At 66.3% G+C, this 21,407-nt stretch carries 23 protein-coding genes; 12 read left to right on the forward strand and 11 right to left on the reverse strand.

The annotated features are described in order from the left end of the window. Positions 1-184: 184 nt before the first annotated feature. Positions 185-2,554, forward strand: a complete 2,370-nt coding sequence (locus tag ACEN2S_RS04130; RefSeq protein WP_441862920.1) for a transglycosylase domain-containing protein — start codon at positions 185-187, stop codon at positions 2,552-2,554. 235 nt (positions 2,555-2,789) lie between these two features. On the opposite strand, the gene ACEN2S_RS04135 is transcribed toward ACEN2S_RS04130, so the two are convergent. The 3 genes from ACEN2S_RS04135 to ACEN2S_RS04145 are packed head-to-tail and all read right to left on the reverse strand — an operon-like array spanning position 2,790 to position 4,426. After that, positions 2,790-3,413, reverse strand: a complete 624-nt coding sequence (locus ACEN2S_RS04135) for an MlaC/ttg2D family ABC transporter substrate-binding protein (RefSeq protein WP_441862751.1) — start codon at positions 3,411-3,413, stop codon at positions 2,790-2,792. After that, positions 3,382-4,125, reverse strand: a complete 744-nt coding sequence (locus tag ACEN2S_RS04140) for an MlaA family lipoprotein (RefSeq protein ID WP_441862922.1) — start codon at positions 4,123-4,125, stop codon at positions 3,382-3,384. The genes ACEN2S_RS04135 and ACEN2S_RS04140 overlap by 32 nt, the downstream gene beginning before the upstream one ends. 49 nt (positions 4,126-4,174) lie before the next feature. Beyond that, positions 4,175-4,426, reverse strand: a complete 252-nt coding sequence (locus ACEN2S_RS04145) for a hypothetical protein (protein WP_441862935.1) — start codon at positions 4,424-4,426, stop codon at positions 4,175-4,177. Here ACEN2S_RS04145 and ACEN2S_RS04150 point away from each other — a divergent pair. Further along, positions 4,308-6,056: a type I secretion system permease/ATPase gene (locus ACEN2S_RS04150; RefSeq protein WP_441862754.1), complete on the forward strand. Its 1,749-nt coding sequence runs from the start codon at positions 4,308-4,310 to the stop codon at positions 6,054-6,056. The two genes, ACEN2S_RS04145 and ACEN2S_RS04150, sit on opposite strands and share 119 nt — an antisense overlap. Further along, a complete protein-coding gene (locus ACEN2S_RS04155; protein WP_441862757.1) occupies positions 6,053-7,363 on the forward strand; it encodes an HlyD family type I secretion periplasmic adaptor subunit in 1,311 nt (436 codons plus the stop codon). Before ACEN2S_RS04150 ends, ACEN2S_RS04155 begins: the two co-directional genes overlap by 4 nt. 71 nt (positions 7,364-7,434) lie before the next feature. Here the strand turns inward: ACEN2S_RS04155 and ACEN2S_RS04160 are convergent, their stop codons facing one another. Continuing rightward, positions 7,435-8,619, reverse strand: coding sequence for a lytic murein transglycosylase (locus ACEN2S_RS04160; protein ID WP_441862760.1), 1,185 nt, complete (start codon positions 8,617-8,619; stop codon positions 7,435-7,437). 234 nt (positions 8,620-8,853) lie between these two features. Here ACEN2S_RS04160 and ACEN2S_RS04165 point away from each other — a divergent pair, with 234 nt between their 5' ends. Next, entirely contained in the window at positions 8,854-9,201 is a 348-nt protein-coding gene (locus ACEN2S_RS04165; RefSeq protein ID WP_441862763.1) for a hypothetical protein, read from the forward strand. A gap of 51 nt (positions 9,202-9,252) precedes the next feature. Here ACEN2S_RS04165 and ACEN2S_RS04170 read toward each other — a convergent pair whose 3' ends face one another. After that, on the reverse strand, positions 9,253-10,455 hold the full coding sequence (locus ACEN2S_RS04170; RefSeq protein ID WP_441862766.1) for a MalY/PatB family protein: 1,203 nt from the start codon (positions 10,453-10,455) through the stop codon (positions 9,253-9,255). Positions 10,456-10,623: 168 nt separating this feature from the next. On the opposite strand from ACEN2S_RS04170, the gene def (ACEN2S_RS04175) reads away from it, so the two are divergent. The 5 genes from def (ACEN2S_RS04175) (at position 10,624) to ACEN2S_RS04195 (ending at position 13,034) form a co-directional block, all read left to right on the forward strand. Then, positions 10,624-11,145: a peptide deformylase gene (def, locus tag ACEN2S_RS04175; RefSeq protein ID WP_441862769.1), complete on the forward strand. Its 522-nt coding sequence runs from the start codon at positions 10,624-10,626 to the stop codon at positions 11,143-11,145. Next, a complete protein-coding gene (gene def / locus ACEN2S_RS04180) occupies positions 11,145-11,645 on the forward strand; it encodes a peptide deformylase (RefSeq protein ID WP_441862772.1) in 501 nt (166 codons plus the stop codon). Before def (ACEN2S_RS04175) ends, def (ACEN2S_RS04180) begins: the two co-directional genes overlap by 1 nt. A gap of 5 nt (positions 11,646-11,650) precedes the next feature. Continuing rightward, positions 11,651-12,550, forward strand: a complete 900-nt coding sequence (gene fmt, locus ACEN2S_RS04185; RefSeq protein ID WP_441862775.1) for a methionyl-tRNA formyltransferase — start codon at positions 11,651-11,653, stop codon at positions 12,548-12,550. A gap of 92 nt (positions 12,551-12,642) precedes the next feature. Further along, complete coding sequence (locus ACEN2S_RS04190) at positions 12,643-12,879, forward strand: GlsB/YeaQ/YmgE family stress response membrane protein (protein ID WP_441862778.1); 237 nt, start codon at positions 12,643-12,645, stop codon at positions 12,877-12,879. After that, the gene (locus tag ACEN2S_RS04195; RefSeq protein ID WP_441862780.1) at positions 12,879-13,034 is read left to right on the forward strand and encodes a hypothetical protein; all 156 of its coding nucleotides are present in this window, start codon (positions 12,879-12,881) and stop codon (positions 13,032-13,034) included. Before ACEN2S_RS04190 ends, ACEN2S_RS04195 begins: the two co-directional genes overlap by 1 nt. Before the next feature lie 6 nt (positions 13,035-13,040). Here the strand turns inward: ACEN2S_RS04195 and ACEN2S_RS04200 are convergent, their stop codons facing one another. The 4 genes from ACEN2S_RS04200 to ACEN2S_RS04215 are packed head-to-tail and all read right to left on the reverse strand — an operon-like array spanning position 13,041 to position 16,415. Further along, the gene (locus ACEN2S_RS04200) at positions 13,041-13,775 is read right to left on the reverse strand and encodes an SDR family NAD(P)-dependent oxidoreductase (RefSeq protein WP_441862782.1); all 735 of its coding nucleotides are present in this window, start codon (positions 13,773-13,775) and stop codon (positions 13,041-13,043) included. Next, a complete protein-coding gene (locus ACEN2S_RS04205) occupies positions 13,772-14,344 on the reverse strand; it encodes a DUF3833 family protein (RefSeq protein WP_441862785.1) in 573 nt (190 codons plus the stop codon). Before ACEN2S_RS04205 ends, ACEN2S_RS04200 begins: the two co-directional genes overlap by 4 nt. After that, on the reverse strand, positions 14,341-15,111 hold the full coding sequence (locus tag ACEN2S_RS04210) for a DUF1365 domain-containing protein (RefSeq protein WP_441862788.1): 771 nt from the start codon (positions 15,109-15,111) through the stop codon (positions 14,341-14,343). Before ACEN2S_RS04210 ends, ACEN2S_RS04205 begins: the two co-directional genes overlap by 4 nt. Beyond that, the gene (locus ACEN2S_RS04215) at positions 15,108-16,415 is read right to left on the reverse strand and encodes an NAD(P)/FAD-dependent oxidoreductase (protein WP_441862790.1); all 1,308 of its coding nucleotides are present in this window, start codon (positions 16,413-16,415) and stop codon (positions 15,108-15,110) included. Before ACEN2S_RS04215 ends, ACEN2S_RS04210 begins: the two co-directional genes overlap by 4 nt. A gap of 303 nt (positions 16,416-16,718) precedes the next feature. Here ACEN2S_RS04215 and ACEN2S_RS04220 point away from each other — a divergent pair, with 303 nt between their 5' ends. The 3 genes from ACEN2S_RS04220 to ACEN2S_RS04230 are packed head-to-tail and all read left to right on the forward strand — an operon-like array spanning position 16,719 to position 18,300. After that, entirely contained in the window at positions 16,719-17,225 is a 507-nt protein-coding gene (locus ACEN2S_RS04220; protein WP_441862924.1) for a sigma-70 family RNA polymerase sigma factor, read from the forward strand. 4 nt (positions 17,226-17,229) lie between these two features. Further along, complete coding sequence (locus tag ACEN2S_RS04225; protein WP_441862793.1) at positions 17,230-17,877, forward strand: ChrR family anti-sigma-E factor; 648 nt, start codon at positions 17,230-17,232, stop codon at positions 17,875-17,877. Positions 17,878-17,934: 57 nt separating this feature from the next. After that, the gene (locus tag ACEN2S_RS04230; RefSeq protein WP_441862796.1) at positions 17,935-18,300 is read left to right on the forward strand and encodes a cupin domain-containing protein; all 366 of its coding nucleotides are present in this window, start codon (positions 17,935-17,937) and stop codon (positions 18,298-18,300) included. Here ACEN2S_RS04230 and ACEN2S_RS04235 read toward each other — a convergent pair. Both ACEN2S_RS04235 and mutL read right to left on the reverse strand, forming a co-directional pair. Beyond that, positions 18,297-19,433 (reverse strand): DNA recombination protein RmuC, encoded by a 1,137-nt coding sequence (locus ACEN2S_RS04235; RefSeq protein ID WP_441862799.1) that lies wholly within the window; start codon positions 19,431-19,433, stop codon positions 18,297-18,299. The two genes, ACEN2S_RS04230 and ACEN2S_RS04235, sit on opposite strands and share 4 nt — an antisense overlap. Continuing rightward, positions 19,430-21,382, reverse strand: coding sequence for a DNA mismatch repair endonuclease MutL (gene mutL / locus ACEN2S_RS04240; protein ID WP_441862802.1), 1,953 nt, complete (start codon positions 21,380-21,382; stop codon positions 19,430-19,432). The genes ACEN2S_RS04235 and mutL overlap by 4 nt, the downstream gene beginning before the upstream one ends. Between the last annotated feature and the right edge of the window lie 25 nt (positions 21,383-21,407).

Consider the following 21,407-nt stretch of genomic DNA (forward strand, 5'->3'; position numbering starts at 1 on the left):
ACAAGAAAAGCCAAGGGGGGGGAGGGGCAGGAAATGACATTGATTGCACAAAAAATGCACAAACTACAGATAGTGCCTAAAAAATAAACTTATTGAAAACCGAATCGTGATGGGCATCCCCTCCACAAGCACGGACGCGCCATGTATCTTGTCGCAAAATCGAGCAATGAACCGGAATGGACGCATGGGGCAGTGGGATGAGCGGCGCGGGCCGTTGGTGGCAGACAGGCGCTATACGACGGCAAGCGCCCGCACGACGCAGAAGCCTGCTCCCAAAAGGGGCGGTGGCTCCGGGGGTGGTGCAGGCGGCGGCACGGGCAAAGGCAGCGGAACCGGTGGCGGCTCCGGCGGCGGGCGCAAGCCGCCGGTGAAACGGGCATCCCCGCGCAAACGGGCGCCCAAACGCAACCCGCTGGTGGCGCTGGTGGTCGGGCTGGTCAATATGATCTGGCGGCTGGTCTGGGGCATCGGCTGGCGCGTTGGTTTCATGATCGCGCTGGTGCTGGGGGGAAGCAGCTATTACTTCTACACCCAGCTGCCCGAGCTTTCGGCGCTGCTCGACGGGCGCACCCGGGGGTCGGTCACGCTGATCGACAATGAGGGCAAGGTCTTTGCCTGGCGCGGCGAGACCTTTGGCGGTCAGACCACTTCGGACAATGTCTCGCCCTATCTGCGTGACGCGATCGTCGCCACCGAGGACCGGCGTTTCTATCGGCATTTCGGGGTCAGCCCGCGCGGCATCGCCAGCGCGATCCGCATCAACCTGTCCGAGGGGCGCGGTCCGCTGGAGGGCAACGGCGGCTCGACCATCACGCAACAGGTGGCGAAGCTGCTCTGTCTCGGCGTGCCCTATGATCCCAAGCAATGGAAGACCGAAGCCGCCTATGAGGAAGACTGTCGCTCGGGCGGGGTGAAGCGCAAGATCAAGGAAATCCCCTATGCGCTGGCGATGGAGATGAAATATTCCAAGGCGGATATTCTGACCATCTATTTCAACCGGGCCTATCTGGGGGCAGGCGCGCGCGGCTTTGAAGCGGCGAGCCAGCGGTATTTCGGCAAATCGGCGGCCAATGTGAACCCGGCCGAGGCGGCGATGCTGGCGGGGCTGCTGAAGGCGCCGTCCTATTACGCGCCGACGGCCAATCTCAAGCGCAGTCAGGACCGCGCGGCGCTGGTGCTCGGGCTGATGCACGATCAGAACTATCTGACCGACAAGCAATATGCCGATGCGCTGGCGCATCCGGCGGTGCTGAGTGCGGCGGCGCAGGCCCGGGCGGGCGGCTATTTCGCCGATTGGGTGATGGACAGCGGCCCGGATTTCCTGACCACCGACACCACCGAGGATGTGATCATCCGCACCACGCTGGACCAGCGGCTGCAAAAAGCGGCCGAGGATGCGCTGGCGGATGTGTTCGAGAACAAGGTCAAGGAAGGCTCCAAGGCCGAGGCCGCCGTTGTGGTGATGTCCGCCGATGGCGCGGTGCGCGCGATGGTGGGCGGACGGCAAAGCAAGGTCTCGGGCGCGTTCAACCGTGCGACCCAGGCGCATCGGCAGACCGGATCGAGCTTCAAGCCCTTCATCTATGCGGCGGCGCTCGACATGGGCTACACGCCCGACACGATGGTGCTGGACGCGCCGTTGACGATCAATGTGCCCGGCTCGGGGCCCTGGTCGCCCAAGAACTACACGCGGGAGTTCCTCGGCTCGATCACGCTGACCACGGCGCTGGCGCATTCGATCAACACTGCCGCGGTGCGGGTGCAGGAGGCGGTGGGCCGCGAGGCGGTGAAGCAGGTGGCCGAGAATTTCGGCTTCGCTTCGGATCTGGCCAGCGGTCCGGCGCTGGCGCTGGGCGCCTCGGAATCGACGCTGCTGGAGATGACAGGTGCCTATGCGGGCATCCTGAACGGCGGCAGCTCGGTGCGGCCCTATGGCATTCTTGATCTGCGGCTGAAGGGCGACGACCAGCCGCTGATCGGCCAGGCGGGCGGCATGGGCGAGCGGGTGATCTCGGAACAGGCCGCGCATGAGCTGATCTATATGATGAATCAGGTGGTCGAGAAGGGCTCGGGCGGGCGGGCGAAGATTCCCGGCTGGCAGATCGCGGGCAAGACCGGCACCACCTCGGCGGCGCGCGATGCCTGGTTCATCGGTTTTTCCGCCGATTATGTGACCGGCGTCTGGATGGGCAATGACGATAACGCACCGCTGACCGGGGTGACCGGCGGCGGTCTGCCCGCCGAGATCTGGCATGCGGTGATGCAGCGCGTGCTGGACGGGATGGCGCCCAGCCCGCTGCCGATGGCCACACCCGAAAGTTGGCGCCAGCAGATGCCCACGACCACGGTCAGCAGCGACAGCGGTGCCGTGGCCATCGATCCGAGCACCGGCCAGCCCTATCTGGGCGTTCAGGGGCAGCAGATGCCGCAGGGCGATCAGGGGCAGCAGGGCTGGCAGGGCGATCAGGGCGGCCAGATGCCCGAAGAGCCGCAACGCTCACGCAATCCGATTGAGCGGTTGCTGGAGGATATTCTCGGCCCCCGTCGCAGGTAGCCCCGAACGAACGGCCTTTCCCGTCGCGGGGAAGGCGCCGGGAACAGCTGACGCCACCCCCCGGATCCTGCGCAGGTGCGCAGGTCCGGCGGCGGGTTTTGCCTTGGCGCGGCGCGGTCTGCGCCGCCACAGGCGGCGCGCAGGGCCGGGCGCAGCTCAGGGCCGCAGGCACCAAAAGCGAAACGCCGCGTCCCCGGGGGCGCGGCGTTCCTCGTTTGGTCAAGACCGTGGCAGATCAGAGCTTTTGCAGATCGGCAATCAGCGCGTCGATGTTGCCGCGGCGCTGGTCCAGCATGGCGCCGATCTCGGTGCGTTCGGAGGCGAGCATGTTCACGCCTTCGATGATGATGTTGAAGAACAGGTTCTTGCCGGATTTGTCCGACACCTGCCACAGCACCTCAAACGGGGCCTGATTCTTGAAATAGGCGATCGAGCTGACTTCGTAGAAGCTCTTCACCTGTTTCGAGCCGGTGACTTCGATGCGCGAACCGATGAATTCGCGGAAACGGCGGCCGTATTTGCGCGCGATATAGCCTTTGAACGCCGCAGCATAGGCCTGCAGTTGCGCCGGGGTGGCCTGCCGGGCGGCAACGCCCAGCGAGCTTTGGGCGATCACCGCGAGGTCGGCATAGCGCACGAACACGTTCTCAAAGTCCGAAATCATCGCCGCTTCCGGCTTGCCGGAGTTGATGACAGCGTTCACTTCGCCCACCGCCCGGTCGATCAGCGCACGGGCTTCGCCATCGGTCAGCGCGAAAGCTGCCCCCGGCAGGGCCAGCGCCGCCCCGAGGGCCAGCGCACCGCCCAGCACCGTCCGGCGGTTCGGGTCAGCGGCCATAGGGGTCTTCGTATGGGTCATAGTCTTGGGTCTCCGTTGCGATGCCCAAATCGTAATGCCGGTTTTGCAGATAGAGTAGGCGCATCTGAGCATAGCTGTCTGCGCTGCCATGTAGAATTGAATCGACGAGTTCGCCATTCAATTCCCTGTCAGCAACCTTGCCGGTCACCTTGGCGCCGGTCACCGCGCGGGCCTCTTTCGAGGGCAGCACATTGCCCAGCGGGTCGAGGACCATGTCCACCACTTCACCCACCGCGTCGCGTTCGGTCGAGGGGCCGAGAATCGGCAGGACCACATAGGCCCCTTCCGGCGCCCCCCAGACATGGAGCGTCTGGCCAAAGTCGGTGTCTTCCTCGGGCAGGGCGAAATCCGAGCCTGCCGGATCAAAGAGGCCCCCCAGACCCAGGGTCGAGTTCAGCGCAAAGCGGAGGGTGGTCTTGACCGCCGGCTCGATCTCACCTTGCAGCATGTGGTTCAGGAACTTGCCCGGCAGCGACAGGTTGCTGGCGAAGTTCGAGGCGCTGGTCAGGACCGGGCCGGGCAGGGGCAGGCCTTTGGCATGCTGTTCCGGCGTGCGGTAGAACAAGGCCCGGTCCACCGCCACGTTGAACGCATGGGTGCGCTTGTTCACGCCCTCATAGGGGTCGTTGAACTCCTGCGAGGGGTTGGGTGCGGCGCAGGCTGTCAAAGCGAGCAGCGCCAGCATCAGGGGCGGACGGATCGAGAAGGTCATCTGCGGCACGGGGTATGTACTTTCCGGCTGGGGCGGCACAAAATGGATTTCATCCGCTCTGGCGGAAATTAATCTGTTTCATGCGCGAATTTGATAGAGGGATAATAGGGCCTTTGCGGTGATACAAGGCCGCGACACTGAATTTCACTGCAGTGTTGATTTGATGCCCGGTTGGAGGGGGAATGCGCGAGCGCAGTTTTTTAATTGGTTTGGCTGAGTTGCGGCGGGCGCGTTCCGAAAGCCGCGGGTATTTCGCGGCTGTGGCAATTTTTTCGGCATTTGTGAATTTTCTGGCGCTCACCGGCCCCCTTTTCATGCTGCAGGTCTATGACCGGGTTCTGGGCGGGCATTCGGTTGAAACCTTGGGCGCCCTCTTCGTACTGGTGATCTTCCTGTTCGCGGTGATGGGCGTGCTCGATCTGGTCCGGGCGCGGGTCATGGCGCGGGTCGCGGCGCGGTTTCAGGCACGCCTCGAGGCGCGGGTTTTCGCGGCCTCCCTGCGGCGCAGCACCGATATCGGCGCCGGGCCGGGGGCAGACCCTGCCGCCGCCGCCGCGCTGCGGGATCTGGAGGTGGTGCAGAAGTTTCTGGCCTCTCCGGTGCTGTTGGCAATTTTTGATCTGCCCTTCGCGCCGCTCTTCCTTGTGGCGGTGTTTTTGTTCCACCCTTGGCTCGGGGCGCTGGCGCTCGGCGGCGGGGCTGTTCTGGTGCTGACGGCGCTGTTGAACCAGCGGATGACGCAAGAGCCGTTGCAGTCGGCGACGGTCGCGGGGATCCGGGCAGAGCGGGTGGCCGATCAGCTGCGCGAGGAGGCCGAGATGATCGGCGCGCTCGGCATGCGCGCGGCGGGGTTCCGCCGCTGGCAGCGGGCGCGGACGCAGGCACTGGTCGAATCCATCTCGGCCTCGGATACGGGCAGCAGCTTTTCGGTCTTCACCCGGACCTTCCGGCTGTTTTTGCAATCGGCCATGCTGGCGATGGGCGCCTGGCTGGTGCTGCGCGGCGAATTGTCGGCAGGCGTGATGATCGCCAGCTCAATCCTGATGGGGCGCGCGCTTGCGCCGGTGGAGCAGATCGTCGGCGGTTGGGCGCTGGTGGCGCGCGCGCGCGAGGGATGGCAGCGGCTGGCAGGATTGCTGGGGCAGACGCCCGCGGCGCAGGCCCCGATGAGTCTGCCACGGCCGAAGGCGCGGCTTGATGTGCAACAGATCAGCATCGTGCCGCCGGGGCAGAATGTGGCGACCTTGCGCCTGCTCACCTTCCGGCTCGAACCGGGCCAGGCGCTGGGTGTCATCGGGCCGTCGGGCGCGGGAAAAACCACCTTGGCGCGCGCGCTGTGCGGCGTCTGGGCCCCGACGGCGGGCCAGATCCGGCTGGATGGCGCGACGCTGGATCAATATGCGCCCGATGTTCTGGGCGGGCTGATCGGCTATCTGCCGCAGCGGGTAACCCTGTTTGAGGGCACCATCGCGGAAAACATCGCCCGCCTGTCGGAAAATGCCGATCCGGCGGCGGTGGTGGCGGCGGCGCAGCGGGCCGATGCGCATAACATGATTTTGGCCCTGCCCAACGGCTATGGCACCCGGGTCTCGCCCGCGGGCGGGCAATTGTCGGGGGGGCAGATTCAGCGGATCGGGCTGGCGCGGGCACTGTTTGGCGATCCGGTCCTGCTGGTCTTGGACGAGCCGAATGCCAATCTCGACAACGACGGCACCCTGGCGCTCAATGCCGCGATCCGCGGGGTCAAGGCGGCGGGCGGGGCGGTGCTGATCATGGCGCATCGTCCGGCGGCGATTGCCGAATGCGAGCTGTTGCTGGTGCTCGACGGGGGGATGCGCCGGGCCTTTGGGCCGCGCGATGAGGTGTTGCGCAGCATGGTGCAGAATGCCGAACAAATTGCCCGCGCGCCGGGTGTCGGAGGCGCGATATGAGTGGTTCGGACCCCGCAGTCCCCTTGGTGTCTGCCCGCGTTCCTTTGCTGGTCGGGCTGCTGACATTGGTGGTGTTGGTGGCGGGCTTTGGCGGCTGGGCCAGTCTGAGCACGATCTCGGGGGCGGTGGTCGCCTCGGGGCAGGTGCAGGTGGAACTGAACCGTCAGGTGGTCCAGCATCCCGATGGCGGCGTGGTTTCCGAAATTCTGGTGAAGGAGGGGGATCTGGTCGCCACCGGCCAGCCGCTGATCCGGCTGGACGGCAGCATGCTTGGATCGGAACTCGCCATCGTCGAGGGGCAGTTTTATGAGCTGCTGGCGCGGCAGGGGCGGCTGGAGGCCGAGCGCAGGGGTGCGAAATCGGTCACTTTCCCGGCGGCGCTGACCGCTGATGATGCCCCCGCGCTGGCCGAGGATCTGCGGCGCGGGCAAGAACGGCTGTTCGCCGCCCGCGCCGCAACCTTTGAGCAGATTCTGGGGCAATTGCGCCAACGGCGCGCGCAGGGCCAGGCGCAGATCGGCGGGATTGAGGCGCAGCAACAGGCGCAGCAAACGCAGATTGACCTGATCGCGCGCGAACTGACCGATCAGCGCAAATTGCTGGAGATGGGGCTGACACCGGCCACCCGCGTGCTCAGCCTTGAGCGGGAGGAGGCGCGGCTCTCGGGCCAGCTGGGCGAGCTGACGGCCAGCCGCGCGCAGGCGACCGACCATCTGTCGGAACTCGACATGGAGATGGTGCGGCAGGAGGCGGCCCGGCGCGAGGATGCCGAGACGCAGCTGCGCGACATCGGCGCGCGCGTTCTGGAACTGGCCGAGCGGCGGCGGTCGCTGGTGGAGCAGATCGCGCGGCTGGAGATCCGTGCGCCGGTGGCGGGGATCGTCTATCAGCTGCAGGTGACCACCCCGCGCTCGGTGCTGCGCGCGGCGGAGCCGGTGCTCTATCTGGTGCCGCAGGACCGCCCGCTGGTGGTCAGCGCCCGCGTCTCGCCGCTGCATGTCGATGAGGTGCATCTGGGGCAGCCGGTCGTGTTGCGTTTTCCCGCCTTTGCCAGCCGGACCACACCGGAATTGCATGGCTCGGTAACCCGGATCTCGGCGGATGCGGTGATCGATGAGCGCACGCAGGTCAGCTATTATCTGGCCGAAGTGGTGCTGGACAGCGGCGAGGCCGCGCGGCTGACGGGGTTGGAGCTTTTGCCCGGCATGCCCGCCGAGGTGTATTTCCGCACCGGCGACCGCTCGCCGATGGCCTATTTCCTCAAGCCGTTCACGGATTACTTCACGCGGGCCTTTCGCGAAACCTGAGCGCGCGCAGATGGCAGCGCGCGCAGATGGCCGCATGGCCTTGGGGCGCGCTCCCGGATGGGCAGCGCGGGCTAGAGCTGATCGAGCAGGCGCCGGGTGGGCCAGGCATCGGCGGGCAGGTTCAGGCGCTCTTGTTCGCGTTGCACTGCGCCGCGGGTCTTGGCGCCCAGAATACCGTCCGGCTTGCCCACATCATGGCCACGCGCGGCGAGTTTCTCCTGCAGGCGGGTCATTTCCGCAGCCGTCAGCCCCGGTTCGGGCGTACCGGGGTCAACCACCGGTGCCCCGGACAGCCGGGTGGCGAAATAGGCGGCCGTGGTCACATAGACAAAGCTCTGGTTCCACTCGAACAGCACCTGAAAATTCGGATAGGCCAGAAAGGCGGGCCCCTTCCGCCCCATTGGCAGCAGCACGGAGGCGGGCAGTCCCGGCGTGAGCGTGCCGGTGCGGGCGCGGACGCCGCGCGCGGCCCAGTCGTCGCTGCTCAGGCTCTGCTCCAGCCCGGTCAGCCGCCAGTCGAGATCGGCGGGCAGTGTCACCTCCTGCAGCCAGGGTTCGCCCCGCCGCCAACCCATCCCGGCCAGCATCTTGGCCCCCGACATCAGCGCATCCGCCGATGAGGTCTTCAGCCGGACATGCCCGTCGCCATCCCCGTCCACCCCGTTGCGCAGAATATCGGCGGGCAGCATCTGCACCTGCCCGACCTCGCCCGCCCAAGCGCCCGTTGTTTTCGTGTCGAAATCGCCGCGCGCCTGCAGGGCGATGGCCGCCAGCACCTGCGGGCGAAAAAGCTTCGGGCGGCGGCAATCATGCGCCAGGGTGACCAGCGCGTCGCGGGTGTTGAAATCGCCCTGCACCGCGCCGAAATCCGTCTCCAGCGCCCAGAAGGCCAGCAAGATCCCGGGGGCGACGCCATAATCCGCCTCGGCCTGCGCCAGAATGCCCGCCTGCTTTTTGGCCTGGGCCGCGCCGGTGGTCAGCCGGTTCTGGCTGATGACCGCCCGCGAGAAGGCCAGAAAGTCCTTGCGGAACACCCCCTGCGCGCGGTCGGCCTTGAGCACGGCGGGGGCGTTCTGCACGCCGGTGAAAAAGGCCTTGATCGCCGCATCCGGCAGCCCTGCGGCGCGCGCCTCGCTGCGCAGCCCCTCGACGAAGCCAGCAAAGGGGCCGCCACAGGGAGTGTCGGCCTGTGCCGCCCCGGCAAGGGTGAAAAGGCAAAGCGCGAGAGGGCGCAGGCGGCGGCTAAGCTGCGGCATTCATGGCTCCTTTGCGGCTCGCGCCAGCCTAGCAAGCTTTGGCTGTGGCGCAACCGGTCGGGCGGGTTTTCGCCGCCGCGCAGACCGCATGGGCAAAGCCTTTGGCGTTGGGCGTGCATCTGCCCGTGGCCCGCAGGACGCATGCTGCGCCGCGGCATATGAAGTTTGGATCGTTAACTTGCTTTTGGGGGCTTTCGGTCCATCCTAGGAGACAGGAACCTGCGGGAGGGGATCATGGAATTTTTGCCCAAAGATATGCTGGCAGCCCTGCATGAGGCGGGCAACCGCGACGCCAAGCGACGCTCGCGTCTCTGCGTTCACGCGGGGGGCGAGGTGTACCGGGTTCTTTCCCGCTCGCGTTTGGGGTTTTCGCTGGATGCCGGGCAGGTCACGCATTTGCGCGGGCTTGTCGATCTGTACGACGGGCCGCGCCATGTGTCGCAATGCCTGATCGTGGCCTCTGAAGTGGAAGCGGGAGAGCTGTTGTGCACCGTCAAGCGCGAGACCGCGGTGGCCGATCACCCGGCCCTGGATTTCGCCCGCGATGAGGTGGCGCCGAAAGGCTATCTGCCGCGGGATTGATCCCGCCGCTGAACCGTGCAGGGGCAGGGCCGTCAGGCCCCGCCCGCCCGATTATTGCAGATCGCTGAAGGCCGCTTTCAGCCGCGCAACGGCTTCCACGACCCGCGCGCGCGGCGTCGCGAGGTTGAAGCGCAGGTAGCTTTCGCCGCCCGCCCCGAAAGTGGCGCCGACATTGGCCGCGATGCGGGCGGTTTTCATCACGCGGTCGTTGAACTCCGCCACCGGCATCCCGGTGTCGGCACTGTCCACCCAGGCCAGATAGGTCGCTTGCAGCGGCATCGAGCGCAGGCCCGGTATCGTCGCAATGCCGTCATCAAAGATCTGCCGGTTGCCGTCGATATAGGCAACGCAGGCATCGACCCAGGCCGCGCCCTCCGGCGAATAGGCGGCCGTCACCATCTCCATCCCGAAGGAATTCGGCGAGATCCCGAGCGCCATCATCCGCGCGGCAAAACGCGCGCGCAGATCCGCGTCTTCAATGATCACATTGCCGGTGTGGCTGCCCGCGATGTTGAAGGTTTTGGTGGCTGCCGTCATCATCACCAGACGGTCCTTCAGATCCGGCTCGGCCACCGCCATCACCTGATGTTTCGCCCCGCCAAACACCAGATCGTGGTGGATCTCATCCGACACGAGGATCAGGTCGTGGCGGCGGCAGAAATCGGCGACGCCCGCCAGTTCTTCGCCCGTCCAGACCCGGCCGCCGGGATTATGCGGCGAGCAGAGAATCATCATCTTCTCCCGGCCGGTCATCTGCGCGTCCCAGGCGGCAAAATCCATGCCATAGCCCGCCTCGGTCTGCGCCAGCTGGCACTCGACCACCTCGCGCCCGGCGGCTTTGATGACGCGGGCAAAGGCGTGATAGACCGGCGTCATCAGCACCACCCCGTCCCCCGGCGCAGTAAAGGCATCGACGCAGAGCGCGGTGCCGTTCACCAGACCATGGGTGGTGAAGATCCATTCGGGCTCAACCGTCCAGCCATGGCGGGTCTGCATCCACCAGCGGATCGCGGATTTATAATCGGAATCATCGCCGAAATAGCCATAGACCCCATGCGCCGTCATCTTTTCCAGCGCCGCCTGCACCACCTGCGGCGGGCGGAAATCCATGTCGGCCACCCACATCGCAATGCCATCGGCGGCGGGCACGCCATAGATCGGTTCCATCGCATCCCATTTCGAGCAATGGGTGCCGAAACGGTCGATGACTTCATCAAAATCGGGGGCGGCTGGCATGGCGGGATTGTCTTTCATCAGAGCTGTCCTGTTGCGTCCGGCGTGTTTGTTCCTGACATGAGGTGTATGCCGGATTCTGGTTCTGGTAAATTCCGCAAGCGCGGGATTGCGTCCCTAAAATACTCACAATACTGGAATATATATCTCATCATTGCGCGGCGGCGCGGCTTCGCCTACATCTGCGGCATGACCATACGCCCGATCCTGATCCATCCCGACCCGAGGCTCAAGAAGCTTTGCGCCCCCGTTGCCGGGGTTGATAAAGATATTGCCAAATTGGCCGATGACATGCTGGCCACCATGTATGATGCGCCGGGCGTGGGCCTTGCCGCACCGCAGGTGGGGGTGCTCACACGGCTTTTCGTGATGGATTGCGTCAAGGACAAATCGGCCGCACCGCAGCCGATGGTGCTGATCAATCCCGAGATCACCTGGACCTCGGAAGAGACGAATGTCTATGAAGAGGGCTGCCTCTCGATCCCCGAGCAATATGCCGATGTGACCCGCCCGAAAGAGGTGCGGATGCGTTGGACCGGGCTGGACGGCCAAAGCCATGAAGAGCAGTTCGACGGTCTCTGGGCCACCTGCGCGCAGCATGAGCTGGACCATCTCGATGGCAAATTGTTCATTGATTATCTCGGCCCGCTGAAGCGGCAGATGATCACGCGCAAGATGGAAAAGCTGAAACGCGAAATGGCGCGCGGCTGATGGCGGTGCGTCCTTTCCTGCCCTACAGCGACCGGCGGCTGCACAAGCCCGCAGAGCCCGTTTCGGAAATCACCGAATCGGTGCGGATGATCTGGGACGATATGGTGCAGACGATGGATGCGATGCCGGGCGTCGGCCTTGCCGCGCCACAGATCGGCATCATGCTGCAACTCGCCGTCGTTGATGCTTCGGACAAGCGCGGGCAGGCGGTGCGGATGGCCAATCCGCAGGTGCTGCATGCCTCGGTCCAGATCCGCAAACATGAGGAAGCCAGCCCCAACCTGCCCGGTGTCTCGGCGCATGTGGACCGGCCGCGCGCGGTGACGGTGCGGTTCCTGAACGACGCGGGCGAGATGGAAGAGCGCGATTTCGTCGGCCTTTGGGCGACGAGTGTGCAGCATCAGATCGACCATCTGGCGGGCAAGATGTATGTCGACCACCTCTCGCCCCTGCGGCGCAGGATGCTGGTGGCGAAATCGGCGAAATACGCCAAGGAGTAGGGCTCATGCGGCGGCGGATCATCTTCATGGGCACGCCCGATTTCTCGGTGCCGGTGCTGGAAGCCCTGGCTGCCGAGCATGATGTGGTCGCCGTCTATTGCCAGCCGCCCCGCCCTGCGGGCCGTGGCAAAAAGGACCGCCCGAGCCCGGTGCAGGCCAAGGCCGAGGCTCTGGGCCTGCTCGTCCGGCACCCTGTGCGGCTGAAATCGCCCGAAGATCAGGCGGAATTTGCCCGTTTCAACGCCGATGTCGCGGTGGTGGTGGCCTATGGGCTGATCCTGCCGCAGGCGGTGCTCGATGCGCCGCGTCTGGGTTGCCTCAATATCCACGCGAGCCTTCTGCCGCGCTGGCGGGGGGCGGCACCGATCCACCGCGCGATCATGGCGGGGGATGCGGAAACCGGCATTTGCATCATGCAGATGGAGGCGGGGCTGGACACCGGCCCGGTGCTGCTGCGCGAAGCGACGCCGATTGGCGCCTCTGAGACCACCGGCGCCCTGCATGACCGGCTGAGCGCGATGGGCGCCGCGCTGATCCTGCGGGCCCTCGACGGGCTGGAGGGGCTGGTGCCCGAGGTGCAGCCTGAGGCGGGTGTCACCTATGCGGCCAAGATCGACAAGGCCGAAGCCGCCGTTGACTGGACGCGGCCTGCGGCGGAATTGGTGCGTCATATCAACGGCCTCTCGCCGTTTCCCGGGGCCTATGCCACGATTGCGGGCGAGCGGGTGAAGTTTCTGCGCGCCGAACTGACTGAGGGCGAGGGCGCGCCGGGGCAGGTTCTGGGCGGCTTCACCATCGCCTGTGGCGCGGGCGCGCTGACCGTGACCGAGGCGCAGCGCGAGGGCAAACGCCCGCTGCCCGCCACCGAGGTTCTGCGCGGTCTGACGCTGCCGGAGCGGCTCTGACCCGCGCAGATGCCCGGGCGGAACACGAAGGCGTGGCCCCCCTCCCCAAACCGGCCCGCGCCCGCTAGACTGGGGCAAATTCCGGAGCCCCCATGCCCATCATAGCCCTTCTGATCATCGGCGCTGCCGCCGGTTTCATCGCCACCCGCGCCATGCGGATGCAGACCGATGTCATCACCACCGTGGCGCTGGGCGTGATCGGCGCGCTGATCGGCGGGCTGTTGCTGCGCTTTTTGCTGATCATCACCGGCTGGATGGCGGGCTTTGTCGGCGCGGTGCTGGGGGCGATGCTGCTCATCGCGCTCTGGCGCCGCTACGGGCCGCGCTGATGCTGGGGCTGATTTTTTCGGCGGCGGGCACGGTCAGCACCCGCGCGGTGCTTTGGCTGGTCAGCATCGGCATCTGGCTGATGAGCCGCCCGGGCGGCTGGGCGGTTGTCGTGGTGGCCATCCTGATTGGGCTGAAGATGTTTCCCAAACCCTGAGGGCCGTCAGCCCACCAGCCGCAGCCAGAGCGATTGCGGCAGGAACCGCCCCAGCCGGAAAAAGGCCGCGAACCAGCCGGGAAAGGCTGCGCTCGCGCGGCGCGTCTGCATCAGCCGCAGGATATGCCCCGCCGCCTCGTCGGGGCGCATCAGACCGGGCATCGAAAAATCGTTCTTGGCGGTCAGCCGCGTCTCGATAAAGCCGGGATTGGCCAGCTGCACCAGAATGCCGCTGCCGCGCAGATCCACTTGCAGGCTTTCGGCCAGCGAGGCGATCCCCGCCTTTGACGCGCCATAGCCAATCGCCCCCGGCAGCCCGCGATAGGCCGAGAGCGAGCCGGTCAGCACCAGATGCCCCGCCCCCTGCGCCAGCATCAGGGGCACCACATGCCCCAGCACCCGCATCGCGCCGCCAAGGTTGACCGCGATCATCTCGGCGGCGACCTCGGGGTCGAAATTCTGTGCCGTCATCGGCGTATAGACCCCGGCCAGCCAGACCAGCCCATCGATCCGCCCCGCCGCCTCAACCGCCGCCTGCACCGAGGACGGGTCGGTCACATCCATCGGCAAGACCTGCGCCGGGCCGGGCAGGGTGGCGGCGAGGCTCTCCAGCCGCTCTGCCGTGCGGGCCGAGAGGATCAGCTCGGCCCCTGCCGCGCTCATCTGTTGCGCCAAGGCCCGGCCGAGGCCCTCGCTCGCGCCGACCAGCCAATAGCGGCGTCCGCTCCAATCCGGTGTCATCTTGCGGCCTCCTCGCGGGACAGGGGGCGGATGGTGGCGACCAGCTCGGCCAGTTTCACGCCGTATTTGCGAAACTGGCTGCGGTTCACCAAGGTGCCGCCGGGGGTGAGATAGAGCCAGTCGGTGACCGACATCACATGGCCACCGCTTTTGGCAGGGAGTTGCAGCTGATACAGAAGCTGCACCGTCGGCCCCGATTGCTGCCCGCGTCCGCTGCCGATTACATCCGCCGCTTCGGCGCGGATCTGACCATCTTCTGTCAGATGCAACTGCCAGGCGCGGGCCTGTCGGCTGCCATCGTCATACAGGAAATCCTCGCGCAGCGTGCAGCTGTTGCCCTGCCATTCCGCCTGCATCCGGGCGGTAAAGCGGCTGCTGACCCGGCCGAGGGGGCCAAAGATCACCCCTTCACACAAATAGCTGCCGTTCAGCTGCCGCCGGATGTCGATTGCGGGCGCTTGCGCGGCATAATTCGCGGGCCGCTGCGCCGCAAATCCGCGCAGGCGGCTGAGTACCATGAGCAGCACGATGGCAGCCGCACCGCCCGCCAGAAATGCCCAGATCGTCATCCGCTGACCTCCGCTTTCGGCGGGGTGGGGCGGCTGCGGTAGCGCGCGCCTTTCAGCCAGAGACGCAGCGCCTGCCAATGGATCAGCGCGAGCACCCGGCGGCTGCCAAACGGCCGCCGCAAAGCCGAACCGAGGATACCCCAGGCGGTCAGCGGGCGTTGATGCCCGGTCAGGCTGGCAAAAACCCCCTCGGCCCCGTCGCGGTAGTCGATCCAGATGCCCAGACGATCCGGGCGGATGTCAAAGCGGAAATGATAGGTCCCGGAGACGGGCTGAAATGGCGAGACGTGAAAGATCTTCTGCGCCTGCAGGCGCATGTGCCGGGTGATCGGCGTCAGATCCCCGGCGCGGCAGATATAGCTGTGCCGGTCGCCAAAGGTATTCGTCACCTCGGCAATCACCACCCGCAGCGTGTTTTGCGCGTCCCAGCCCAGCCAGAACGAGACCGGGTTGAACACATGCCCCAACAGGCGCGGCTGCGCGATCAGTTCGAGCCGCAACGGGGCGCCGAAAGTCTCAGGCCCGAGGCCCGCCTCGGCCAACACCTCGCGCGCCCAGGCGGCCCCGCGCCCCTGACCCGGCGGCCCGCCATGGTCCCGGTCCCAGAGCGACATCAGCGCGGGGGCATTGCGCCGAAAGAGCGGCACCCCGGGCACCCCAGCCTCTGGCTCAAAGCGCAGAAGATCGACTGAGTAGCGAAACCCATGCGTCACGGCCCCCCGGCGGCCATGATAGGTCTCGCCCCGGATTTGCTGCGGCGCGGTCATGGCGATACCGGCGTTCGAGCGGTCAGGCTGCGGGCGGCCAGGGCATCGACCACGTCCACCGCGCTGGCAAACCCATCCTCGTGAAAGCCCGAGCGCATCCAGGCGCCGCAGAACCAGGTGGCATTCTGACCATTCAGGCCCCGCACTTCCTGCTGCCCGGCGAGGGTGCCGAGATCATAGACCGGATGCCGGAACTCGGTCTCGTCATAGATCAGCGCCTCATCCAGCGGGCGGTTGCCGTTCAGCGTCACGAACAAAGGATCGTCCTGCGGGATCGGTTGCAGCGAGTTCATCCAATAGGTCAGGTCGATGCGGTCGCGGGCATGGCCGGGCATTTCGGAATAGATCCAGCTGGCCCAGGCCGAGCGGCGTTTCGGCATCACCCGCGGGTCGGCATGCAGCGTCATCTTGTTCGGCTGATAGCGCACCTTGGAGAGGGCCGCGGTCTCGGCGGGCGTCGCATCCGAGAGGAGCGCCAGTGATGTATCGGCATGGGTGGCCAGAACCACCTCGTCAAACCGCTCCCACTCGCCGCCCGCGCTGCGGATCTCCGCCCCCAGCGCATCCCGCCTGAGGCCGGTGACCGGCGCGCCGAGGCGGATCTCCACCCCCTCGGCCTGAAGCCGGGCCGAGAGGCGGCGGACATATTCGACCGAGCCGCCGCGCACCGTGTACCACTGATGCTGGCCACTGGCCTGCAACAGCGCGTGGTTGTCAAAGAAGCGCATCATCGCCGTGGCGGGGAAATCAAGGATGCCCCGCGTCGGCGTCGACCAGATCGCGCCGGAAAGCGGGGTGATGTAGTAATCGCGGAACCACTCCCCGGTGCCGAGCGCCGTCAGCATCTCGCCGATGGTCATGTTCTGTCCGGCCTCGGCCGTGGCCAGCCCCTTGGCATTGAACCGCAGGATGTCGCGCAGCATCCGCCAGAGGCGTGGATCGGCCAGCCGCCATTTCTGCGCGAAAACCGTGTTCAGATTGCGCAAAGCATATTCAAAACGCCCGCCGTCGATCGAAGCCCCAAAGCTCATGTTGCTTTCGGTGACCGGCACGTCGAGCGCGTCGAACAGCCGCGTCAGATGCGGGTAGTTCACCTTGTTGAAAACGATAAAGCCGGTGTCCACCGGCTGATCGCCGCGTTTCCCCGCGATCACGGTGCGCGCATGGCCGCCCAGACGCGGGGCCGCCTCGATCAACGTCACATGATGCTGCCCGGCCAAAAGATGCGCCGCGGCCATGCCCGATATGCCACCGCCAATCACAGCAATGCGGCGGGGCGGGGTGGGGTTCGGCTCAAAGGGCATCATTCTCTCCGGTTGCGTTCTAGGGCTACGCGGCCCTGCCGCCGCCGGATCACTTTGCAGGCACGGCGGTGGCGTAAAAAATCAGGTGATCCGAACCGCTTCTGCCTGCGTAGAAGCCACATGATGTCGCCAGAAGCCCTTCAGATGCCTTTCCGCGCAGTTCTGCCCCCCTGGGAGCGGAATGCGGATGCGCAGGCGCTCCGGCGCCCCTATGCTGAGGGCAGGCTGGTTGCTCCGGCCGCCGCGCAACAGCCGAGGACATCCGTGCAAAGACCCCCTGACGAGACGTTCTGGCAAGAGGCGATGGCCGCCATCGCGCTGCGGCAGGACCGGGCGGCCTTTGCGGCGCTCTTTGGCCATTTCGCGCCGCGGGTGAAGGCCTTCCTGATGAAGGGCGGGGCCTCTGCGCCGCAGGCCGAGGAATGCGCGCAGGATGTGATGGCGACGCTGTGGCAAAAAGCGGCGCTTTATGATCCTGCGCGGGCCAGCGTGGCCACCTGGATCTTTACCATCGCGCGCAACCGCCGCATCGACATGATCCGCCGTGCCCGCCGCCCCGAGCCTGAGCAATTGCCCTGGGGCCCGGAGGCGGAACCCGATCAGGATGCCGCACTTGCCCTGCGGCAGGACTGCGAAAAGCTGGGACAGGCGCTGGCGCAACTCCCGCCGAAACAACGTGAACTGGTCGAGAAAGCCTATTGGGGCGAGCTGACGCAGAGCGAGATTGCCGCGCAGACCGGCCTGCCCCTCGGCACGATCAAATCCCGCCTGCGGCTGGCATTGGACCGGCTGCGGCATGAAATGAAGTGACACCATGAAGATGCCGTCGATCAAACACCATCTGAGCGAAGATCTGCTGTCGGGCTATGCCGCTGGCACATTGGACGAGGCGTTCAGCCTGCTGGTGGCCAGCCATATCAGCCTCTGCGACGAATGCCGCGCCTATCTGGGGGCGCTGGAAACGCTGGGCGGTGCCGTGTTGGGCGATATGCTGGCGGTGCCGATGGCCGCGGACAGTCTGGACAAGGTGATGTCGCGGCTGGAGGCCCCGGCGCCGCGCCCGGTTCTGGCGCCCCGGCAGGGGGTTTTGCCCGGCCCGGTGCAGGATTACGTGGGCGGCGATCTGACGGCGGTGCGCTGGCGGCCGCTCGGCATGGGCGTGCGGCAGGCGATCTTGCGCACGGCGGGATCGGCGATGGTGCGGCTGCTCTATATCCCGGCGGGGGCGGCGGTGCCCGATCACGGCCATACCGGGCGCGAGTTGACGCTGGTGCTGCAAGGCGCGTTCCACGATGAGGACGGCCGCTACGGCGTGGGCGATGTCGAGGATGCCAATGAAAGCGTGGAGCATACGCCGGTGGCCGAGGCGGGCCTGCCCTGCATCTGCCTCGCGGTGACCGACGCGCCGCTGCGGTTCCGCAGCCTCGTGCCGCGGATGCTGCAGCCGTTTTTCCGCATCTGACCGCTGGCCCTCGCGCGCCCGCAGGGGTAGCCTCGGGCCGCAACAAGGGAGATGCCGATGAACCCCGTCGTGAACATTCAGACCGCATTGGAGGCGGTGACCGAGCATTGGTCGCCCAAGGTCGTTGGTCGGGTGAATGACCAATATATCAAAGTCGTCAAGGTGTTGGGCGAGTTCGTCTGGCACAAGCATGACGATGAGGATGAGATGTTCCACGTGGTCAAAGGCCAGCTGCGCATCGACTATGAGGCGGGGCCGGTCGTCCTGAACGCGGGCGATTTCCACATCGTCCCCAAAGGGGTGATGCACCGCCCGGTGGCGCTCGCAGAATGCGAGCTGGTGCTGATCGAGCCGGTGGCGACCAAGCACACCGGCGATGTGGTCAGCGATCAGACCCGCAGCATCGACGCCCAGCTGGCCTAAAGCGTTTCCATCGGCAGCGGGGCCGCCACCGGCTCGCGCGCGATCTCTTCAAAGTCGAAATTATCCAGCCTGCGGGCGCGCTTGCCCGCTTTGTCGGCGGAAATCTTGATCTCTTCGAGGTCTTTCGCCGCCTGCCCGAAATGCCGGTCAAGGTTCTCGACCCTTCCGCCCAGCCGCTCGACATCGGCATGCAAAAGCGCCAGTTCCTTGCGGATCGCCCCCGCCTGTTCGCGCATCCGCGCGTCTTTCAGCACGGCGCGCATGGTGTTCAGCGTCGCCATGCAGGTGGTGGGCGAGACGATCCAGACCTTGGCCGCAAACCCCTCGCGCACCAGTTCGGGGAAATTGGCGTGGAGTTCCGCATAGACCGCCTCGGAGGGCAGGAACAGCAGCGCGCCATCGGCGGTCTCGCCCTCGACGATGTATTTCTCGGAAATCGCCCGGATATGCGCCCGCACGGCGATCCGCATCATCCGCTGCGCCTCGATCGTCTGGCTTTGGTTTTCCGCGCGGCGCAGGGCCTCATAGGCCTCCAGCGGGAATTTGCTGTCGATGACCAAGGGTCCCGGCGGATTGGGCAGATGGATCAGGCAATCGGCGCGCTTGCCGTTCGAGAGCGTCGCCTGAAACGTATAGGCATCCGAGGGCAGCGCCTTGATCACGATGTCATGCAGCTGAATCTCGCCAAAGGCGCCGCGGGTCTGTTTGTTCGACAGGATGTCCTGCAAGCCCAGCACATCGCCCGAGAGTTTCTCAATCTTGGCCTGCGCGCGGTCGATGGTTTCCAGCCGCTGTTGCAGATCGCCCAAGCTGCGCGCGGTGCGGGTGGCGGTGCCGTGCAGCGTTTCGGTCATGCCGCGGCTGACCTCGGCCAGACGTTGCTCCATCAGCGCCAGCATCCGGGTTTGCTGCGCCGCCTGCGCCTCCGAGACATGGTGCAAACCGCCCGCCAGATGCTGCTGCCCGTCCGAGATCGACTGCACCCGCCCGGCCAGCTGGTTCATCTGGAAAAGGATCGGATCGGCCATCCGCGCCGCCTGCCCCGCTGCCCTGAGGGTCAGGAGCAGCACCAGCGCCACGAGGACCGCCGCAATGGCGCCGCCGAGCAAAATCTGATCCGGCGTCAGGGTCATGTGCGCCCGAACAGCCGTTCAATATCGGCCAGTTTCAGCTCGACATAGGTGGGGCGGCCGTGGTTGCACTGGCCCGAATGCGGCGTTGCCTCCATCTCGCGCAACAGCGCGTTCATCTCTTCCGCCCGCATCTGCCGGCCTGAACGGATCGAGCCGTGGCAGGCCATCCGGCTCAGCACCGCTTCGATTTTCGCCTGCAGGCGCTGGCTGTCGCCGAGATCGGCCAGCTCATCCAGAATGTCGCGCAACAGTGCGGCGGCATTGATCTCGCCCAGAATCGCCGGGGTTTCGCGCACGGCGATGGCGCCGCCGCCAAAACCCTCGATCGTCAGGCCCATGCAGGCCAGATCCTCGGCCAGATCCAGAAGCCGCGCGGCATCGCCCGCCGAAAGCTCGACGATTTCCGGGATCAGCAGCGCCTGCGCCGCCACGCCGTTTTCCGCCATCTGTCGCTTCAGCCGCTCATAGACCAGCCGTTCATGCGCGGCATGCTGATCCACGATGACCATGCCGTCGCGGGTCTGGGCGATGATGTAATTCTCATGCACCTGCGCGCGGGCGGCCCCCAGCGGGTGGTTGCTCCCCTGTGGCACGGGCGGCAGATCCTCGGCCCGGGCGGTGGGGCTGAAGGGTGAAACCTCGCCGGTGAGCGGGTCGGTGCGGTAGCTGGGGGCGGCTTCGGCCCAGCCGGGCATCGGCGCTTGCGCCGGGGCAGGGGCCTGCGCCGCATAGGCGCTGCGGAGCGCGCCCGCGCTGGGTCGGTCCATCTGATAAATGCGGGGGGCGCTGAGATCGGGCTGATAGGGCGTCTGGCCCAGGGCCGCACCCATCCCCTCGGGCCGCATCGCCCCCAGAGTGGCGCCCGCCACGGTGGAGGAGGCGCGGTGCCCGGCCCCGGCCAGCGCATGGCGCAGGGCGGTGACGATCAGCCCGCGCGCCAGCCCGGATTCGCGAAACCGCACCTCGGATTTCGCCGGATGCACGTTCACATCGACCCGCTCGGGATCGCAGGTGATGAACAGGACGGCGGCGGGATGGCGGTCGCGCGAGAGGAAATCCATATAGGCGGCCCGCAAAGCGCCCAACAGCATCTTGTCGCGCACCGGACGGCCGTTGACGAAGAGGAACTGTTCGACCGCCGCGCCGCGCGAATAGGTGGGCAAGGCGGCATAGCCGGTCAGGCGCAGCCCCTCACGCTCGGCATCAATCGGCAGGGCATTGTCGGTGAAATCGCGGCCCAGAACCCGGCCCAACCGCCCGGCGAGCGCGTCGAACAATTCGCCCTGCTCGGCATCGGCGCGGAAAATCTCGCGGCCGCCCGATTTCTGGGCCGCCTTGTCGCCGGACATGTCGCGCAGGGTAAAGCTGACATAGGGCTCCGCCATCGCCAGCCGCTTGATCACATCGGCGATGCTCTGCGCCTCGGCCCGGTCGGTGCGCAGGAATTTCAGCCGGGCGGGGGTGGCGTAAAAGAGATCGCGCAGTTCGACCACCGTGCCTGCGGTGAGGGCGGCGGGCTTGACCGGGCCGATCTTGCCGCCCGCCACGGTGATCTCGGCGGCATCCTCGCCCGCCACGCGCGAGGTGATGCTGAGCCGCCCCACCGCGCCGAGCGAGGGCAAAGCCTCGCCGCGAAAGCCGAAGGTGTGGATGTTCAACAGATCGCTGCCGTCGATCTTCGAGGTCGCATGCCGCGACAGCGCCAGCGGCAGATCCTCGGCGGTCATGCCGCAGCCGTCATCCGTGATGCGGATCAGGGTCTTGCCGCCATCGGCATAGGCCACATCAATCCGCCGCGCCCCGGCATCCAGCGCATTTTCCACCAACTCCTTGACCGCCGAGGCCGGACGCTCCACCACTTCGCCCGCCGCAATGCGGTTGGCGGCGGTTTCATCCAATTGCCGGATCACCGGGCGTTCGGTCAGTATCTTGGGGGTATGCTGGTTCATACCCCCAGAATTAGCACAAACCCGG

The organism is Phaeovulum sp. W22_SRMD_FR3 (assembly GCF_052113705.1).
GTDB lineage: Bacteria > Pseudomonadota > Alphaproteobacteria > Rhodobacterales > Rhodobacteraceae > JBGQOG01.

Coding starts and splice junctions, on each gene's coding strand:
- ACEN2S_RS04130 (WP_441862920.1), top strand. CDS start 185: ATGGGGCAGTGGGATGAGCGGCGCGGGCCGTTGGTGGCAGACAGGCGC.
- ACEN2S_RS04135 (WP_441862751.1), bottom strand. CDS start 3,413: ATGACCCATACGAAGACCCCTATGGCCGCTGACCCGAACCGCCGGACG.
- ACEN2S_RS04140 (WP_441862922.1), bottom strand. CDS start 4,125: ATGACCTTCTCGATCCGTCCGCCCCTGATGCTGGCGCTGCTCGCTTTG.
- ACEN2S_RS04150 (WP_441862754.1), top strand. CDS start 4,308: ATGCGCGAGCGCAGTTTTTTAATTGGTTTGGCTGAGTTGCGGCGGGCG.
- ACEN2S_RS04155 (WP_441862757.1), top strand. CDS start 6,053: ATGAGTGGTTCGGACCCCGCAGTCCCCTTGGTGTCTGCCCGCGTTCCT.
- ACEN2S_RS04160 (WP_441862760.1), bottom strand. CDS start 8,619: ATGCCGCAGCTTAGCCGCCGCCTGCGCCCTCTCGCGCTTTGCCTTTTC.
- ACEN2S_RS04165 (WP_441862763.1), top strand. CDS start 8,854: ATGGAATTTTTGCCCAAAGATATGCTGGCAGCCCTGCATGAGGCGGGC.
- ACEN2S_RS04170 (WP_441862766.1), bottom strand. CDS start 10,455: ATGAAAGACAATCCCGCCATGCCAGCCGCCCCCGATTTTGATGAAGTC.
- def (WP_441862769.1), top strand. CDS start 10,624: ATGACCATACGCCCGATCCTGATCCATCCCGACCCGAGGCTCAAGAAG.
- def (WP_441862772.1), top strand. CDS start 11,145: ATGGCGGTGCGTCCTTTCCTGCCCTACAGCGACCGGCGGCTGCACAAG.
- fmt (WP_441862775.1), top strand. CDS start 11,651: ATGCGGCGGCGGATCATCTTCATGGGCACGCCCGATTTCTCGGTGCCG.
- ACEN2S_RS04190 (WP_441862778.1), top strand. CDS start 12,643: ATGCCCATCATAGCCCTTCTGATCATCGGCGCTGCCGCCGGTTTCATC.
- ACEN2S_RS04195 (WP_441862780.1), top strand. CDS start 12,879: ATGCTGGGGCTGATTTTTTCGGCGGCGGGCACGGTCAGCACCCGCGCG.
- ACEN2S_RS04200 (WP_441862782.1), bottom strand. CDS start 13,775: ATGACACCGGATTGGAGCGGACGCCGCTATTGGCTGGTCGGCGCGAGC.
- ACEN2S_RS04205 (WP_441862785.1), bottom strand. CDS start 14,344: ATGACGATCTGGGCATTTCTGGCGGGCGGTGCGGCTGCCATCGTGCTG.
- ACEN2S_RS04210 (WP_441862788.1), bottom strand. CDS start 15,111: ATGACCGCGCCGCAGCAAATCCGGGGCGAGACCTATCATGGCCGCCGG.
- ACEN2S_RS04215 (WP_441862790.1), bottom strand. CDS start 16,415: ATGCCCTTTGAGCCGAACCCCACCCCGCCCCGCCGCATTGCTGTGATT.
- ACEN2S_RS04220 (WP_441862924.1), top strand. CDS start 16,719: ATGGCCGCCATCGCGCTGCGGCAGGACCGGGCGGCCTTTGCGGCGCTC.
- ACEN2S_RS04225 (WP_441862793.1), top strand. CDS start 17,230: ATGAAGATGCCGTCGATCAAACACCATCTGAGCGAAGATCTGCTGTCG.
- ACEN2S_RS04230 (WP_441862796.1), top strand. CDS start 17,935: ATGAACCCCGTCGTGAACATTCAGACCGCATTGGAGGCGGTGACCGAG.
- ACEN2S_RS04235 (WP_441862799.1), bottom strand. CDS start 19,433: ATGACCCTGACGCCGGATCAGATTTTGCTCGGCGGCGCCATTGCGGCG.
- mutL (WP_441862802.1), bottom strand. CDS start 21,382: ATGAACCAGCATACCCCCAAGATACTGACCGAACGCCCGGTGATCCGG.